Origin of the sequence: Xanthobacter albus (genome assembly GCF_043194895.2) — a bacterium.
GTDB lineage: Bacteria > Pseudomonadota > Alphaproteobacteria > Rhizobiales > Xanthobacteraceae > Xanthobacter.
Map to the genome: position 1 here is coordinate 2,901,703 of NZ_CM195532.1, position 15,999 is coordinate 2,917,701.

The 15,999-nt window shown below is 70.5% G+C and carries 13 protein-coding genes; 2 read left to right on the plus strand and 11 right to left on the minus strand.

The window, feature by feature from the left end; genetic code table 11:
• Window positions 1-67: 67 nt before the first annotated feature.
• From V5F75_RS12990 to dsbD, 11 genes are all read right to left on the minus strand, one after another.
• On the minus strand, window positions 68-1,738 hold the full coding sequence (locus V5F75_RS12990; RefSeq protein WP_509212176.1) for a cation/acetate symporter ActP: 1,671 nt from the start codon (window positions 1,736-1,738) through the stop codon (window positions 68-70).
• A 53-nt stretch (window positions 1,739-1,791) separates the two neighbouring features.
• Window positions 1,792-2,100 (minus strand): DUF485 domain-containing protein, encoded by a 309-nt coding sequence (locus V5F75_RS12995; protein WP_393988488.1) that lies wholly within the window; start codon window positions 2,098-2,100, stop codon window positions 1,792-1,794.
• Window positions 2,101-2,710: 610 nt separating this feature from the next.
• Window positions 2,711-3,802 carry a polyphosphate kinase 2 gene (gene ppk2 / locus V5F75_RS13000; RefSeq protein ID WP_394034575.1) on the minus strand — a complete coding sequence of 364 codons (1,092 nt, stop codon included), beginning with the start codon at window positions 3,800-3,802 and terminating at the stop codon, window positions 2,711-2,713.
• Window positions 3,803-3,943: 141 nt separating this feature from the next.
• Window positions 3,944-6,202 (minus strand): tetratricopeptide repeat protein, encoded by a 2,259-nt coding sequence (locus V5F75_RS13005; protein WP_394034574.1) that lies wholly within the window; start codon window positions 6,200-6,202, stop codon window positions 3,944-3,946.
• Between the two features lie 105 nt (window positions 6,203-6,307).
• Window positions 6,308-7,033 carry an FkbM family methyltransferase gene (locus V5F75_RS13010; RefSeq protein WP_394034573.1) on the minus strand — a complete coding sequence of 242 codons (726 nt, stop codon included), beginning with the start codon at window positions 7,031-7,033 and terminating at the stop codon, window positions 6,308-6,310.
• A 194-nt stretch (window positions 7,034-7,227) separates the two neighbouring features.
• The gene (locus V5F75_RS13015; RefSeq protein ID WP_394034572.1) at window positions 7,228-8,526 is read right to left on the minus strand and encodes a glycosyltransferase family 2 protein; all 1,299 of its coding nucleotides are present in this window, start codon (window positions 8,524-8,526) and stop codon (window positions 7,228-7,230) included.
• A 423-nt stretch (window positions 8,527-8,949) separates the two neighbouring features.
• Window positions 8,950-9,201 carry a GlsB/YeaQ/YmgE family stress response membrane protein gene (locus V5F75_RS13020; protein WP_394034571.1) on the minus strand — a complete coding sequence of 84 codons (252 nt, stop codon included), beginning with the start codon at window positions 9,199-9,201 and terminating at the stop codon, window positions 8,950-8,952.
• A 75-nt stretch (window positions 9,202-9,276) separates the two neighbouring features.
• On the minus strand, window positions 9,277-10,524 hold the full coding sequence (locus V5F75_RS13025) for a threonine/serine exporter family protein (RefSeq protein WP_394034570.1): 1,248 nt from the start codon (window positions 10,522-10,524) through the stop codon (window positions 9,277-9,279).
• 137 nt (window positions 10,525-10,661) lie between these two features.
• Window positions 10,662-11,333, minus strand: a complete 672-nt coding sequence (locus V5F75_RS13030; RefSeq protein ID WP_394034569.1) for a L,D-transpeptidase — start codon at window positions 11,331-11,333, stop codon at window positions 10,662-10,664.
• Window positions 11,334-11,341: 8 nt separating this feature from the next.
• Window positions 11,342-11,971, minus strand: a complete 630-nt coding sequence (locus V5F75_RS13035) for a DsbA family protein (protein ID WP_394034568.1) — start codon at window positions 11,969-11,971, stop codon at window positions 11,342-11,344.
• A 23-nt stretch (window positions 11,972-11,994) separates the two neighbouring features.
• Window positions 11,995-13,941 carry a protein-disulfide reductase DsbD gene (gene dsbD / locus V5F75_RS13040; RefSeq protein ID WP_394034567.1) on the minus strand — a complete coding sequence of 649 codons (1,947 nt, stop codon included), beginning with the start codon at window positions 13,939-13,941 and terminating at the stop codon, window positions 11,995-11,997.
• Between the two features lie 80 nt (window positions 13,942-14,021).
• Between dsbD and V5F75_RS13045 the strand changes: the two genes are divergently transcribed.
• Together V5F75_RS13045 and V5F75_RS13050 are read left to right on the plus strand one after the other, a co-directional pair.
• Entirely contained in the window at window positions 14,022-14,684 is a 663-nt protein-coding gene (locus tag V5F75_RS13045) for a response regulator transcription factor (protein ID WP_394034566.1), read from the plus strand.
• On the plus strand, window positions 14,681-15,988 hold the full coding sequence (locus tag V5F75_RS13050) for a sensor histidine kinase (protein WP_394034565.1): 1,308 nt from the start codon (window positions 14,681-14,683) through the stop codon (window positions 15,986-15,988). Before V5F75_RS13045 ends, V5F75_RS13050 begins: the two co-directional genes overlap by 4 nt.
• The last annotated feature ends 11 nt before the right edge of the window (window positions 15,989-15,999 follow it).

Here is a 15,999-nt window from a genome sequence, read left to right on the forward strand (position 1 = left end):
ACTCCGGAGGGGAGTCGGGGGGCACCGGTCCCCCTGCCGTGGAGCCCGGCCGCGACATGGCTCCGGCCTAGTGGGCCGAGGCTTCCGACGCGCCGATGCCGGTCTCCGAGCGCACCTCCTGGGCCGGGAAGCCGGCGCGATCGACCGCCGCCCGCTGGCTCTTGTCCGTGATGGAGAAGAACCAGATGCCGGCGAAGCCGAGGACCATGGAGAACAGGGCCGGAGAGGTGTAGGGGAACGGCGCCGAGCCGGCCGGGTTGCCGAGCGTGGCTTCCCACACCGACGGCGACAGGATGGTCAGGATCACCGAGGAGGCAAGCCCGAGGAAGCCGCCGATCACCGCGCCCTTGGTGGTGCAGTCCTTCCACAGCACCGACATGAACAGCACCGGGAAGTTGGCCGAGGCCGCCACCGCGAATGCCAGGGACACCATGAAGGCGATGTTCTGCTTCTCGAAGGCGATGCCCAGCAGCACCGCGATGATGCCCAGGCAGATGGTGGTGATGCGCGAGACCTTCAGCTCCGAGGCGCTGTCGGCCTTGCCGCCCTTCAGCACGGTCGAATAGAGGTCATGCGACACCGCCGAGGCGCCCGACAGCGTGAGGCCGGCCACCACCGCGAGGATGGTCGCGAACGCCACCGCCGACATGAAGCCCAGGAACACGTTGCCGCCCACCGCATGCGCGAGGTGCACCGCCGCCATGTTCACGCCGCCGACCAGGCCGCCCTTGGCGTCCAGGAACTCGGGGTTGGTGAGCACGAAGGTGATGGCGCCGAAGCCGATGATGAAGGTGAGCAGGTAGAAGTAGCCGATCCACCCGGTGGCCCACATCACCGACTTGCGGGCTTCCTTCGCGCTCGGCACGGTGAAGAAGCGCATGAGGATGTGGGGCAGGCCGGCGGTGCCGAACATGAGCGCCATGCCGAAGGAGATGGCGGAGATCGGGTCCTTGATGAAGGTGCCCGGGCCCATGATGGACTGGCCGGCGGTGGCCGCCGCCTCGGGGGTGGCGCCCTTGGAGGAGGCGATCTGCGTCTTCACCTGCACGGCGGCGGCGAACAGCTTCTCAGGGCTGAAGCCGTACTGCCACATCACCATGAAAGCCATGAAGCTCGCGCCGCCGAGCAGCATGCACGCCTTGATGATCTGCACCCAGGTGGTGGCCGTCATGCCGCCGAACAGCACGTAGACCATCATGAGCACGCCGACGATCACCACCGCCATCCAGTAGTCGAGGCCGAATAGCAGCTTGATGAGCTGGCCGGCGCCCACCATCTGGGCGATGAGGTAGAACGCGACCACCACCAGCGTGCCGGAGGCGGCGAACACGCGCACCGGCGTCTGGGCGAAGCGGAAGGCCGCCACGTCAGCGAAGGTGAACTTGCCGAGGTTGCGCAGGCGTTCCGCCATCAGGAAGGTGAGGATGGGCCAGCCCACGAGGAAGCCGATCGAATAGATCAAGCCGTCGTAGCCGGAGGTCATCACCGCCGCGGAGATGCCGAGGAACGAGGCCGCCGACATATAGTCGCCGGCGATGGCGAGGCCGTTCTGGAAGCCGGTGATGCCGCCGCCGGCGGTGTAGAAGTCGGCCGCCGACTTGGTCCTGGCCGCCGCCCACTTGGTGATGAACAGGGTCATCACCACGAACAGCGCGAACATCACGATCGCGGTCCAGTTGGTGGCCTGCTTCTCGGCGACGCCGAGGTCGCCGCCGGCTGCGAGCACGGGGCCCGACATGAGCGCCACGGAGGCCGCGAGGCCCGCGCGCGCGAAAAGATTGCGAACGCTCGTCACTTCAGCACCTCCGCCTTGATCTTCTCGGACAGCGCGTCGAACTCGCCGTTGGCGCGACGCACGTAGATGGCGGTGATGAGAATGGTGAAGACGATGACGCCGAAGCCGATCGGAATGCCCCACGTCATGACGTCGGTGCCGATGCGCGCGGCCAGCACCTGCTTGTTGAAGGCGATCAGCAGGATGAAGCCATAATAGACGATCAGCATCGCGAAGGTCAGGGTCCAGCCGAACCGCGAACGCGTCGATTTCAGGCGTTGGTAATCGGGATTGGCCGCGATGCGCGCGGCCAGTGAATTGTCCATGGGAAGCTCCTCTCCAACCCGCGGACGATTCCGCGGGCTTTGTTCTTCTGGTCGGGCGCCTGTGGCGTCCCGGTTGGCGAACCCCAAGCGCAAGCCCCGCCACGGGCGGCTGTCGGCCACCCAGGACGTTCGGCGCGCAGGGCCCCTTGGTTCCCGCTCCGCTTCGGAAGGTTCCGCCGCGGCCGGGACCCAAGGTCTGGCGTCAGGTCCAACTCACCTTTGCATCCGGGATGAGGTCCGCGCGCAAGGCGCAGCCCGTTTCCGGCGCGGGCGATTTTTTCACATGGGTTCTCGTTCCATGCCGCGGCATCCTCCCCATGCCGAAAAGCGGAACAGTTGGAAGCTCTCGCGGATCGGTCGCTCTGGTTCGGTTCCCGGCCTGTGGCGGCCGGCACCTGGGGCGATTCTCGATACACCGAGGCTTCGTACTCGCAACCTAAGCGACCGCGGCGCCGGAGGCGACTCATACTTAGGTCCGAAGCCGCGCCCCGCGCATGCTGCGCGGCAGGCTCCGCGCACACGCAAAAACACCCGGCGCAGTCCAGACTGCACCGGGTGTCGGGGTACGGATGGCGATGACCGGGGCGCCGCGCTGCGCCCCTTTCGGGACTCAGGCGCCCTTGGGCGCGTCGACGGTGTACTCGTCGCGCTCATGGACGGCGTTGGCGCGCCCCACCAGCAGCAGGTCCACCGGACCGATGCGCTCGATGTCCTTGCCCTTGTAGGGCAGGGAATGGAGCACATAGCGCATGGCGTTGATGCGCGCGCGCTTCTTGTCGTCGGACTTGATGACGGTCCAGGGCGAGTCGGCCGTGTCGGTGTGGAAGAACATGGCCTCCTTCGCCCGCGTGTAGTCCTCCCATTTGTCGAGGGAGGCGAGGTCAATGGGCGAGAGCTTCCACTGCTTCAGCGGGTGCACCTTGCGCTCCTTGAAGCGCCGGCGCTGCTCCTCGCGGCTCACCGAGAACCAGAATTTGATGAGATGGGTGCCGCTGCGCACCAGGTTGCGCTCGAACTCCGGCGCCTGGCGCAGGAACTCGCGGTATTCGTCGTCGCCGCAGAAGCCCATCACCCGCTCGACGCCGGCGCGGTTGTACCAGCTCCGGTCGAACATCACGATCTCGCCGGTGGTGGGCAGGTGCTCCACGTAGCGCTGGAAGTACCACTGCCCGCGCTCGACGTCGCTGGGCTTTTCCAGGGCCACCACCCGCGCGCCGCGCGGATTGAGGTGCTCCATGAAGCGCTTGATGGCGCCACCCTTGCCGGCGGCATCGCGCCCCTCGAACAGGAGAACGACGCGCTGGCGCGCCTCCTTCACCCAGGACTGGAGCTTGAGAAGCTCGGTCTGAAGCTGGAACTTCTGGTGCTCGTAATCGCGCCGCAGCATGCGGTACTTGTAGGGGTAGCTGCCGTTGCGCCAGTCGTCGGCGAGCTCGTCGCTGGTGGCGCGGTGCGGGCCGGAGGGCTTGGGCAGGCCGAGGGCGCCGCGCAGGCGCGCCGCATCGTCCGGCGAAGCGCCGGCGATGATGGCTTCCAGGCCCTCGCTCACCGAAGCCTGGGTCGCGATGTCCGCCACGGCGGAGAGCTTGGCTTCCTGTGCCGCCTTCACGCGCTCGTCAGCGAGGCTGGTTTCCGCAGCCTCAGGAATGGAGGCAGCGGAGGGATCCTTCTCGGCTTTCGGGGGCGTGGTTTTGTCGGTCATTCTGGGTGTCTTTCTCCGTGTCCCGGCGTTGGGCGGCATGGCGGATGCGGCGCATATCCGGCGCCGCGCGGCGGCGTCCGCGGGGGACGGGTCATGGTCTGGATCTTTGCAGCATAGCCGGCGAATGAGCCTTGACCAAAGTCAATTGCCTTTCTCTGCGCGCGGGACCGCGAAGGCCTCTGGCGGCTTGCTCGCGCACCGCAGGGCATGCATCCGCTTGTAGGCGGCCTCGATGCCACTGGTGAAGGCCGCGGTGTCAAAAAGGGGCGCATGCTCGCGTGCTTCCCGCAGCCGGGCCCTGAGTGCTGCGCGGCGATCAGGGTCGCGGGCGAGGGCGAGGGCCAGCGCCTCGTATTCCTCGATGGACGCCGTCACCAGCTCCGGCAGGCCCACCGCGCGCAGCAGGCTGGCGGCGACCCGCGCCGGGAAGCTGTCGCCGGGAAGGGTGACCACCGGCACGCCGGCCCACAGGGCGTCGCTGGCGGTGGTGTGGGCGTTGTAGGGCCTCGTGTCGAGGAAGAGGTCGGCGTGGGCGTAGCGCGCGAGGTGGAGGCCCTGCCCCACCAGCGGCGCGAAGATGAGCCGCTCCGGCTCGATGCCGCGGCTCGCGGCCTCGTAGGCGAGGTTGTCGCGGGCGGTGGGGTTGGCCTCGAACAGCCACAGCACCGAGCCCGGCACCTGATCGAGCAGGCGCAGCCAGGCCGCGAACATCTCGGGCGTGATCTTGTAGGTGTTGTTGAAGCAGCAGAAGACGAAGGCGCCTTCCGGCAGGCCGCATTCGGCGCGGGTGGGCGGGGTTTCGGCCACCTCGCGGCGGCGGTCGTTGGGCTGGTAGCAGTCGGGGAGCTGGACGATCTTCTCGTCGAAGCCGGCGGCGGCGGAGAATGGGGTGACGACGGGATCGCCGATCACATAGTCGATGAAATCGGCGCCCATGGTACCGGGATAGCCGAGGTAGTTCACCTGCACCGGTGCCGGGCGCAGCACCATGATCTGGGTGCGGCAGCCCTTGGTGTAGCCCTTGAGGTCCACCAGGATGTCGATGCCGTCCTCGCGGATGCGCCGGGCGGCGTCGCCGTCCGAAAGGTGGCCGATCTCGACGAAATGGTCGAACGCCTTCTCGATCCGCCGGCGCATGCTGCTGCCGTCGTCGGGGCTGAAGGAATAGGCGAAGGTTTCGAAGGTCTCGCGGTCGTGCTGCTCGAACATCCCGGCCGCGAGGAAGGCGGTGGCGTGGCCGTAGAAGTCATTCGAGAGGTAGCCGATGCGGATGCGGCGGCCGGGCACGGCGGGTGGCGGCGGGGGCAGGCGATCGCTGGGGGCGACCCGGCACTGCTGCGCATAGATCCGTCCGGCGAGCAGGTGCTCCGTGGGCGTGACGTTGCAGGCGAGCAGTACGAAGGGGTCGAGGTTTTCCGCGTCGCCCCGCGCCAGCGCGCGTGAAAGTTCCGCCTCCCATCCGGGAATGCCGCCCCATTGGCAGATGTGCTGGCTCATCTTGATGGCGCCGAGAAGCGCCGCCGCTATGCCGGGAGCGATGCGCAGCGTGCGGCGATAATAGTCCAACGCCTCGGAATACCTGTCGTCCTTGGCGTAGAGCACGGCCATGTTGAGCAGGGTGAGCGCGTGGTTGGGGTCGAGCGCGAATGCCTTCTGGAGCGCCTCGGCGGCCTCGCGCAGGCGGTGCATGTCCAGCAGCAGCGCGCCGATGTTGCAGTGGACCGGAGCGTCCGAGGGATTGACCGCCACCGCGGCCTGGAACAGCGCCAGCGCTTCCACCATCCTGACCCGGCTGTGGGCAAGCCCGCCCTCGGTCCGAAGCTGCTCGGCGGTGAGAATGCCGCGGCGCGCGGCCTGCACCCATTGGCTCACCGCCAGGGCGGGGTCTTCGCCGGCCGCGATCATGGCGAGGCCGAGGGCGAGCGCGGTGTCGGCGTCATCCGGAATCTCGGCCGCCTGTCGGCGCAGTCTCTCGACCGAGCCGCCGACCGCCAACAGGCGCGACAGGCCAGTGCGCGCCGCGCGGTGGGCGGGCTTGAGGGCCAAGGCCCGCTCGTAGCAGGCCATGGCCTCCTCCGCCGCTCCACTCTTCTGCGCCAGAACATCACCGAGGCCCGCCGCGACATCGGCGTCGTCCGGCAGGCGAGAGGCGGCCAGCCTCAGGGCGGCCTCCGCTTCGTCGAGGCGGCCGCAATTGGCGAGGCAGAGGCCCAGCATGTGACGGGTGCGGGCGTTCGCGGGGTCGCGCTTCAGGGCGCTGGCGTAGAACTCCGCGGCCTCGGCGAACCTGCCCTCCTGGTGCAGGAGGACGGCGCGCCGCGCATCTTCCGCCGACTTGAGCGTGGTGTTCCGTGCGGTGCCACGCGCCACGCGGAACCCGGCTCTCTGCCCCTTCGCCATGCTTCTCTTCCCCTGCCTCCGCCGCCCCCGCCGCGGCGACGCGGACGGCCTCAGGGCGGCACTTTTGCGGCTTCCGCTTGTCCGTGGCTTGTGCGGCCCTACGCCTCACAGACGTGTGGCGTGGATGTCGAACACCCGGCCGGGCGGCGCGATGCGCGCGCCTTCGCGGGTGAGGATGCTCGCGGCGTACTCGGCCTCGAACGTGGCGCGCGCCAGCCAGTCACCGGGCAGGGCATCGCCGAACGGGCCCGCCGAGCCCTCCGTGAAGGTGAAGGGCAGGTCGGGATCGCTCATGGCCGGCACCTCGGATCGGTCCACGAGCTGGAAACCGTTGTAGCCACAGGCGCTGAGCGTGGCGACCAGCTCGAAGCCGGCGCCATGCTCCTCGACGCTCACATAAAGTGGCTTCACGAGCTGGCGCACGAGCTGGTCGATCGCCATGCGGTCGCCGCCCTCCACGTCGATCTTGATGTAGAGCGGGGTGCCGAAGCGGTCGAACAGGTCGCCGAGAGTCACGGTGGGCAGCTCGATGCCGCGCCCGGGCGTGCCCTCGGCCACGAGCTGCGCGGGCAGCAGGCTGCCGCGCGGGTCCCCGCTCTCGCTCAGGTGGAAGGTCCCGGTGCCGGCCTCGGACCAGATGGCGGCCTCCACCAGGGTGAGGCGCTTGGCCGCGATGTCGGCCGCGAAGCGCGCGCGTGCCGCCGCCGCCAGGACAGGGTTGGGCTCCAGGGCCACGACCTCGAAATCCTTCGCGAGGTAATAGGCCGTATCGTCGCCGCTGTGCATGCCGAGGTCCATGATGAACCGGCTCGAATCCGCAAAGACGGTCATGGGGCTGGACGCTCCTTGGAGAAGGCATGAGGACCGCGCCGGCTGTCGCGTCCGCCGGGGACGCGTATCGGCGCAGGGCGGCTCGTGGGGCCAGTGGCTTCAGGGTGAAGGGGGGCCTCCAGCTCCGGCGGCGCGGCCAGGGCGCCGGCGGGCGCTCCCGGCCTCGCGCTTCATCCGGCGCGGGCGGCTTGCCGTCACAACAGAACGGAGGCTCCGATATCCCGCTCGCTGATGATCAGGCCCGGCGCGTAGCCCTGGTCCAGGAACGACTGGCGCATCTCCTCGCTGCCGATGAACACCAGGCTGGCGTGCAGGTTCTTGGGCGAGGGATTGGCGGGCGGCGGAATGACCAGGATGCGCCGGTCGAGCCCGGCATCGCGCAGGAGCTGGCCGAGAGACTGACCGTCTTCGACACCGGCCACGAGCAGCCGCTCCAGCTCGGGCACCGCGTTGGCGAAGCGGGCGAGGGTCTGCGCGGTCAGGAGCAGGGGCAGGTTTTCCAGGTGCTCGAAAGTGGCGATGGCACCGGGATCGAAGTAGCAGACACGGCTCAGGATCTCATAGGCGCGGACATAGTCCTTGCGCTGGAGCCACAGCCGCATGGCCGCCCGCATGCGCTGCTCGACGAAGTGGTCGATCAGGTTGCGGAACGACAGGCGCAGATCCTCGTTGATGACGATGTTGCGGCGGCGCAGCAGGCTGAACACCATGTATTCAAGCCCACCCCGGTAGCTGTCCCAATCGACGAGGGCCTGCTCGGTGCTTCGGCGGGTGTGGTTGGGCGTCACCGGGCTGAGCGTGACGGAACGGTAGTAAGATGCGCTGCGGAAGGCCACCGGGCCGCTGGCGGCGATGGTGGCGAGCTGGGCGAACGACCAGTGGCAGAACTGGGGCGTGGACACGATCCGGCTCAGGGCGTCGGCCCGGTAGACGGCGATCTCGGGGAAGACCTTGTGCTCCACGATGTAGCCGATGAGGTCGGTTTCATCGTTGGGATTGAAGACCTTCACCTCGTCGGGCTGGATGTAGGCCGCCGGCCCCTCGATCTCGCGCACGTCGTCATAGTCCGACCATGGCGTGTAGCAGGCGCGGATCTCCGGGTTTGCCTGCATGAAGCGGATGTTGTCCGCCAGCGCTTCGGGGACGAGCAGGTCGTCATCGGCGAGGTAGACCACATACTCGCCGCCGGCGCGGTGGAGCGCGCCCAGGATGTTGGCGATGCCCTTGTCCGCCTCCTGGCGGAAATAGCGGATCGGCAGCCCCTCCGCGCGGAAGCGCTCGGCGACATCGGGCGTGGCGTCGGTGGAGCAGTCGTCGCAGATGACGATCTCGTAGGAGAAGTCCCAGCCCGCGCTCCACGCCTTGATGCGCGGCAGCAGGGCTTCCAGGAACGGCGCGCGGTCGCGCGTGGGCACGCAGATGCTGAGCGTGACCGCGCTTGCGCTGGCACGCGCGGGAACGGGCGACGTTTGCGGGATGAACGGATTGATCATGGCTGCAAGTCCTGCGCTGCCGCATCGCGGGCCGGGAGGGTCGTGGATGCCGCCGGCCCGCGCGCGCCGATGGCGGGAGCGATCCAGCGGAATGTGCGGACGGGGTCCGGGGCAGGGACCTCGGAGAAGGGGGAGATCACCGGGGGAGCGCCCGAAAGGGCGCGGGCGCCGCGGGAATGCGCCGGGGCAAGCGCATGGGCGACGCGCCCGCGGCCCGGGCGGAAGGAGAGGGAGCCTGGCTTTCGGGTGCTCACGCGGATGCCTTCACCGCCGTGACGCAGGCGATCCTTGCCGACACGCGCCCCAGGCGCTCGCCGGATGACATCACGACCCTCATGCCCGCCCCCAAGCCCGATCGGTAGTCTGACCGGAGCCCGTTTACGGGGCGTCGATTGCCTGTGGCTGACTTCTCGCGCGCCGCGATCAGCCGCGGACGGCCCGGGCCCCGCCGATGAGGATGCAGGCGCCCACGATGCCCGCGACGAGGTAGCCCACCCAGCCCGCGAAGCCGACCCCGAGCAATCCGAACAGGAAGCTCGCCACCGCCGCGCCGAGGATGCCGAGGATGATGTTCACGAAGAGGCCGTTGCCGCTCTTCATGAGGGCGGATGCGATCCAGCCCGCGAAACCGCCGACGATGATGGCGGCGATCCAGCCGATCCCTGCGTCTTCCATGTCAGGCCTCGCGTGATGCGCGTCTCAGGGGGATATCCCGTCTTGAAACGCGGCGAGGTGGCGCGGGTTCCGCGCCTACTCCCGGTGGCGCAGGCTGCCCAGATAATTGTCGTACAGCATCTTCGGCACGATCAGGCCGACCGTCATGGCGAGGATGATGATGAGGGCGGTGATGCCGTTCACCGTCGCGTGCACCAAAAGCTGGGCCGGCGCACCCTCGCCCATGTTCGTCAGCTCCACCAGCGCCGCGGCGGTTTCGAACAGGAACACGCCCGGCACCATGGAGACCACCGCAGCGAAAGAAAAGCCGGCGAACGGATAGCGCAAGCGTCCCGTCAGCGGCGCCGCCAGAATCCCCACAATGAAACAGGCGGCGAGGCTGCTGCCGGCGATGCTCGCCCCGGAGGCCAGCAGCACCCAGCGCATTCCGTGCGCCAGCATGCCCACCAGCATCGGCGCCGGCAGCATGCGCCAGGGCATGTTGAAGAAGGTGCCGTAGGCCGAAACCGCGATGCCCGCCGCGGCCATGTCGACATACCACGGCACTACCCGGTCCGGCCCTGCCGTGGGCAGGCTGATGTTGCCGGCCATGAGGCCGAGCAGGAGGCCCGCGCAGATCATCAGCACCACCAGCCCCGCGAACACCAGCCGCGCCGAGCCGATGGTGAGCCGCGCGCGGGCGAGGTCGATGGTGCCGTTGAGCACGTGGGGGCCCGGCACCAGCACCATGCAGGGGCACACCAGGACCAGGCGGGGGTCCACCCCGATGTTCATGTGGATGGCGATGACGCCCACCGCCCCCGCCAGCAGCGCGGCGCCGAAGGGCTGGACGAGGGTGTTGTGCGACAGATGGGAGATCAGCCGCCGCAGCAGCCCGCCGCATCCGGCGCTGAGGGCGATGACCGCCAAAGTCGCGAAGCTGGCGGCGCCGAAGATCACCCCGAGCGCGGCCGCGCCCGCCGCCGCCATGGCGGCGAAGCGCAGCACGTTGACCGGCGGCATGCGGCTCACCGTGTCGAGTGCCGCGGCGGCCGCTGGCGGGTCCATGCGGCCGGCGGCCACCTCGTCGATGATGCGCAGCACGGCCGCGACCCGGCCCATGTCCACGCTGGTGGGCTTGGCCGCGAGGATGATGGGCGCGGGCCGCCCCTCCACCCAGAGCACGACCTCTCCCCAGCGCAGCAGCAGGTCCGCCTTGACGCCGAGGGCATCGCCGAACCGGCGGACCGACGCCCCTGTGCTCTCGGAGGACTGCCCGTTGAGGAAGAGGATGCTGGCGGCGGTGGCGATCAGGTCCGCCGCGGTGGAGGTCTCAGAAGGCACGTCGCGGCCCACCCCATTCTGCGCGAGGCGCGCCGCGCGCCTCCCCCTTGCAGCGCAGCTACGGCTTGTTCTCGGCCGGACGTCAAGGGGCGGGGCGCCGCTCCACCCGCAGCAAAGTGGTCGCATCGGGCGTGGGATCAGATCGGCAGCACAACCACCTTCGCGCCTTCCGGCACGCGGCCGTAGAGGTCGATGATGTCCTGGTTCATCATGCGGATGCAGCCGGAGGACACCGCCTCGCCGATGGACCAGGGCTCGTTGGTGCCGTGGATGCGGTAGAGCGTGTCCTTGCCGTCCTTGTAGAGATAGAGCGCGCGGGCGCCGAGGGGGTTCTCCTCCCCGCCGGCCATGCCGCCGGCCCAGGGCCGGTACTTCCGCGGCTCGCGCGCGATCATGGCATCGGTGGGCCGCCACCTCGGCCACGCCCGCTTGTCGCCCACGCGGGCGCTGCCGGAGAATTCCATGCCCGCCCGGCCCACGCCGACGCCGTAGCGCAGGGCCTTTCCATTCTCCTGCACCAGATAGAGGAAGCGGTTTGCCGGATCGACCACCAGCGTGCCGGGCGCCTGCCCGGTAGGGTCGCTCACGAGCTGGCGGGCGTTGCGCGGCTCCATGTCCTGCGGGTCCACGGCGGGAATGCTGAAGCCGCCATCCCGCGCGGCGCCGTAGTGCCGCGCGTCGGCGGGCGAGAGGCCGGCGGGGCGCGCGGCGGAGGGCGTGTCCGGCCCGCCGGTGACGCAGGCGGCGAGCACCAGCGGCAGCGCGAGCACGGCGGCGAGGGTGCGTGCGGCGGGGCGGTCCTTGTCCATGGCGGACCTCACTCGCCGGTCGCCTGTCGTCGGCGGGCCTCGGCGATGGCACGCTTGAAGCTCGCGTAATCAAGGGTGGAGGCGAGCAGGGGCCCGACGAGATAGGTGGGCGTGCCCTGCAGGCCTATGGATTCCGCCTGGGCGTTGTTGCGCTTCAGCAGGGCGGAGATCTGCGGGCCGTGGAGGGCGAGATCGAGGTTGAGGCGCTCCATGTCCACGCCCGAGGCCTTCACCGCCTCCAGCATCTGCTCCTTGGGGATCTTGCGGCCGGGGATGCCCATGAGCGCGTCGTGCGCCGCGAAGTATTTGTCCTGGTACCGGGCCGCGAGCGCGAGTTGGGCACCATAGACCGAGGCCTCGGTGAGGATGGGCCAGTCCTTGTAGACCACGCGGATGCGGCCGTCCTCCTTCACCACGCGGTCGAGGTCGGGGGCGGATTTCTTGCAGTAGGGGCAGTTGTAGTCGAAGAACGCGACGATGGTGACGTCGCCGTTCGGGTTGCCCGCCGTGGGGGCGTCGGGGTCGCGGAGGATGGCCTCCACGTCCACCCCCTGGGCGAGAGCCCGCGCAGCGCCCGCCGCAAGAGCGGGCGGCACGAGGGCGAGGGCGGCGAGGCGGATGAAATCCCTGCGTCGCATGAGGGTCTCCTTGTCGTTGAGGGTCAGAGGCCGGCCCTGGCCGCGAGGCCGTCGATGTCCTGGGCGGTCAGGGCACCCACGTGGCGCGTGCCGGGCAGCTCGCGCCCGGCAGCGTCCATGAGGAAGAGGGTGGGCGGCCCGATCACGGAGAAGCGGGACATGAGGGCGCGCTCGCCCGCGCCATAATCGGTCACATCGGCCGCGATGCGTGGCAGGCGCGCGATGCGCTCGCGCACGGCGGGCTCCTCCATCACCGCCTCGTTGGACTTGCACACCGTGCACCAGCCGGCGGTGAAGGAGACCAGCACCGGCCTGCCTCCGGCCGCCGCTTCCGCCAGGGCGGCATCAAGCGCGGCGGGGGAGGAGACACGTGCCGCCTGCGGCGCATGCTGCGCCGCGCCCGCCCCCTGCGCGAGGAAGGCGAGAGGGCGCAGCGGATCGCCCGCGCCGCCGGCCGCCCCGACGATGAGCGTGCCGCCGTAGATCAGCGCCACGAGGCCCGCCGCCTTGGCGAGCCGTGCCGCCGGCCCATGGCCGGGACGGCTGCGGTCCAGCCCGCCGAGGAAGACGCCGGCACCCACCGCCAGCGCGCCCCACAGCGCGAGCGCGGCCGGCGGCGGCATGAGGCGGGTGGCGAGCACCGCCGCGACGGCGAGGAACAGCACCCCGCACGCCTGCTTGATGCGCACCAGCCACGGCCCCGAGCGCGGCAGCACCCGTGCGCCGAAGGTGCCCGCCAGGACCAGCGGCAGGCCCATGCCGAGGCCGAGCATGAACAGCGCCGCGCCGCCGCGCGCGGCATCCCCCGTCTGGGCGGCATAGAGCATGGCTGCGGCGAGCGGCGGGGTGACGCACGGCCCCACCACCAGCGCCGAGGCGAAGCCGAGCGCCGCCGCCCCGGAGAGCGAGCCGCCCCGCCCGCGCGGCAGCCGCGTCGCGAGCCCCGAGGGCAGGGCTAGGTCGAACAGCCCGAGCATGGAGAGGGCGAGGACAAGGAACAGGACCGCCATGGCGCCCAGCGCCCACGGCGTCTGCAATGCCGCCTGGAGGTTTGCCCCCGACCAGCCCGCCGCCACCCCGAGCACGCCATAGGCGGCGGCGATGGCGAGCCCGTAGGCGGCCGAGAGCGCGAAGCCGCGCGCCGGGCCGGGCCGGCTTTCCCCGCCCGCGAGGATGCCGGAGAGGATGGGCAACATGGGAAACACGCAGGGCGTGAAGGCCAGCAGCAGCCCAAAGCCGAGGAAGGCGAGCAGCAGCACCGCGAGATTGCCGCCGAACAAGGCCATCGCCCCGCCGGGAACATCGGCAGGAGAGGGCGGTGCTTCGGCCGCGGGTCCGGAGGCTGGCGCGGCCTTCGGAGGAGCTGAGCCCGGTGCGGCCGCCGAGGTGGCTTGCGCGACCGAAGCCCCCTGGAACGGTCCATTCTCTTCCGCGTTATGTTCGGCGGTGACGCCTCGGGGCGCCGTGGCGGAGCCTGCGCCTTCGACCGGGCTTCCGCCCCCGGTTCCGCTGGCGAAGGCCTGCGGCACCGTTGCCGCCACCGCCAGGGTGGCGAGGTCCACCTGCCGCCTCACCACGGGATAGCAGATGCCCGCCTCCGCGCAGCCCTGGTAGGACACGGTGAGCGCGCCCGTGGCGGGCAGTCCCTGCGCGCGGGCTTCCGTTGCGCCATGATAGACCTCGACCGGGCCGAAGTTGGGGTCGTCCTTCTCCTGGCCGGGGGATGTGAGGAGGGCGATGGAGGCGCCATCCCGCTCGGCCTTCAGGCTCTCGCGGTAGAGATAGGTGCCGGGCGCGATGCGCCAGCGCAGGGCGAGGGTGCCGTCGGCGGCACGCGCGGCTTCGATGCGGAAGGCCTCGTCCGCCTTCAGCGGCTTCTGGCCGTCGGCGAAAGCGCCTGTCGCCCATATCAGGCCGGAAAGCGCCGCCAGAAGGGGCGCGACGATCCGGGGAAGCGATCTCATCATCATGATGGCCCGCTTCCTCGTTCCCCCAGCTTAAGTGGGCCTTAAGCTGGGGACGGCACGGGATGGCGGAGGGAGGAACGAGCATGCGCATACTCGTCGTCGAGGACGATCCGGTCCTGATGGACGGGCTCAAGGTGGGGCTCGGCCTCTCGGGCGCGACAGTGGACGAGGTTTCCTCCTGCGCCGATGCGCGCGCGGCCCTCGCCACCGGCCGCTTCGACGCCGTGGTGCTGGACCTGATGCTGCCGGATGGCTCCGGGCTCGACGTGCTGGCCGAGCTGCGCGCGCGGGACGATGCCACTCCGGTGCTGCTGCTCACCGCCCTCGACGACACCGCCGACCGGGTGCGCGGCCTCGATGCCGGGGCCGACGATTATCTCGGCAAGCCGTTCGATCTCGACGAGCTTGCCGCCCGCGTGCGTGCCATCGCGCGGCGAGGGCAGGGGCGGGCGCGGCCGGTGCTGAAGGCCGGAGCCCTGGTGCTGGACCCCGCCACCTTTTCCGCCACCGTGGAGGGGCGGGCGGTGGCGCTTTCCCGGCGCGAGTTCGCGGTGCTGAGCGCGCTCATGGAGCGGCCGGGCGTCATCCGCTCCAAGGGCGAGATCGAGGAGCGGCTCTACGGCTGGCAGGAGGAGGTGGAGAGCAACGCGGTGGAGGTCCACGTCCACAACCTCCGGGCCAAGGTGGGGCGCGGCGTCATCGAGACCGTGCGCGGCCTCGGCTACCGGGTGCGGGGGCCGCAATGATCTCCCTGCGCCGGCGGCTGTTCCTCATCCTGCTCGCGGCCACCGGGGCCATCTGGCTGTGCGCGGCGGGCTGGATCTACCTTTCGAGCCGCGCCGAGCTGGAGCGCGTGCTGGACGCGCGCCTGCAGGAGGCCGCGCGGATGGTGCATTCGCTGGTGGCCGACGGCAACATCTCCCCCGCCGCGCAGGCTCCGGCCTTCGCGGAAGGTGGTTACGAACGCCAGCTTTCGTGCCAGATCTGGTCGCTCGGGGGCAAGCTGGTGGCCCGCTCCTCGGGCGCGCCGGAGGAGGCCCTCGCGGGCCCCGGAGAGGGCTTTTCCCGGCGTGACGTGAACGGCGAGGCGTGGCGCGTCTACACCATCCTGGATGAGGACAAGGGCGTGCGCGTGATGGTGGGAGACCGGGTCGGCCTCAGGAACCGCCTGGCGCGGGATCTGGTGGCCGGGCTGGTGGGTCCGGTGGTGCTCGTCGTGCCGCTGCTGGGCCTGCTCATCTGGGTCAGCCTCGGGCGCGGGCTGCGGCCCCTGAGGACATTGGCGCGGGAGATCGCCGCCCGCGACGGCGAGGACATGCGCCCCATCGCCGCCGCCGACACGCCGGCCGAGGTGCATCCGCTGATCGCGGCGCTGAACGGCCTGTTCGGCAAGGTTGAGGCGGCGCGGCGCCACGAGCGCACGGTGACCGCCTTCGCCGCCCATGAGTTGCGCACCCCCCTCGCCGGCCTGAAGACCCAGGCCCAGGTGGCCCTCGCCGCCGGCGACGGCGCGACCCGCGAGGGGGCCTTGCGGCAGATCCTTCTTTCCGTGGACCGCACCGCGCGGCTGGTGCGCCAGCTTCTGGCGCTGGCCAAGCTGGAGGCCGAGCAGCCCTCCCCCGCCGGCGAGCGCGTGGACGCGGGCGCCCTGCTGCGCGAGATCGTGCAGCAGGCTCCCGCGCGGCCGGGCGTGGACGTGGCGGTGGACCCGGCGCTGGACAGCCTGCCGCTGCCCGGCGGGCGCGAGGCGTTGCATCTGGCGCTGCGGAACCTGCATGAGAATGCGGTGGAGCACATGGGCGGCGCCGGCCGCGTTTCCTGGCGGCGTACCGCGGACGGCCTGTGCGTGGAGGACGAGGGGCCGGGCATTCCGGCAGAGGAGCTGCCGCGCGTGGCGGAGCGCTTCTACCGGGGCCGCCATCGCAGCCCCTCGGGCAGCGGGCTCGGCCTCACCATCGCCAGCCTCGCCGCCACGAGGACCGGCGCCCGCCTGCGGCTGGAGAACCGTACCGACCGGCCGGGCCTGCGCGCCATGCTGGCCTGGGGTTGAGCCCGCTGGTG

What these genes read in the sequence shown, in the direction of transcription:
- dsbD (WP_394034567.1), bottom strand. Translation starts at nt 13,941, where the DNA reads ATGATGATGAGATCGCTTCCCCGGATCGTCGCGCCCCTTCTGGCGGCG.
- V5F75_RS13035 (WP_394034568.1), bottom strand. Translation starts at nt 11,971, where the DNA reads ATGCGACGCAGGGATTTCATCCGCCTCGCCGCCCTCGCCCTCGTGCCG.
- V5F75_RS13030 (WP_394034569.1), bottom strand. Translation starts at nt 11,333, where the DNA reads ATGGACAAGGACCGCCCCGCCGCACGCACCCTCGCCGCCGTGCTCGCG.
- V5F75_RS13015 (WP_394034572.1), bottom strand. Translation starts at nt 8,526, where the DNA reads ATGATCAATCCGTTCATCCCGCAAACGTCGCCCGTTCCCGCGCGTGCC.
- V5F75_RS13005 (WP_394034574.1), bottom strand. Translation starts at nt 6,202, where the DNA reads ATGGCGAAGGGGCAGAGAGCCGGGTTCCGCGTGGCGCGTGGCACCGCA.
- V5F75_RS13050 (WP_394034565.1), top strand. Translation starts at nt 14,681, where the DNA reads ATGATCTCCCTGCGCCGGCGGCTGTTCCTCATCCTGCTCGCGGCCACC.
- V5F75_RS12990 (WP_509212176.1), bottom strand. Translation starts at nt 1,738, where the DNA reads ATGTCGGGCCCCGTGCTCGCAGCCGGCGGCGACCTCGGCGTCGCCGAG.
- V5F75_RS13020 (WP_394034571.1), bottom strand. Translation starts at nt 9,201, where the DNA reads ATGGAAGACGCAGGGATCGGCTGGATCGCCGCCATCATCGTCGGCGGT.
- V5F75_RS12995 (WP_393988488.1), bottom strand. Translation starts at nt 2,100, where the DNA reads ATGGACAATTCACTGGCCGCGCGCATCGCGGCCAATCCCGATTACCAA.
- ppk2 (WP_394034575.1), bottom strand. Translation starts at nt 3,802, where the DNA reads ATGACCGACAAAACCACGCCCCCGAAAGCCGAGAAGGATCCCTCCGCT.
- V5F75_RS13010 (WP_394034573.1), bottom strand. Translation starts at nt 7,033, where the DNA reads ATGACCGTCTTTGCGGATTCGAGCCGGTTCATCATGGACCTCGGCATG.
- V5F75_RS13045 (WP_394034566.1), top strand. Translation starts at nt 14,022, where the DNA reads ATGCGCATACTCGTCGTCGAGGACGATCCGGTCCTGATGGACGGGCTC.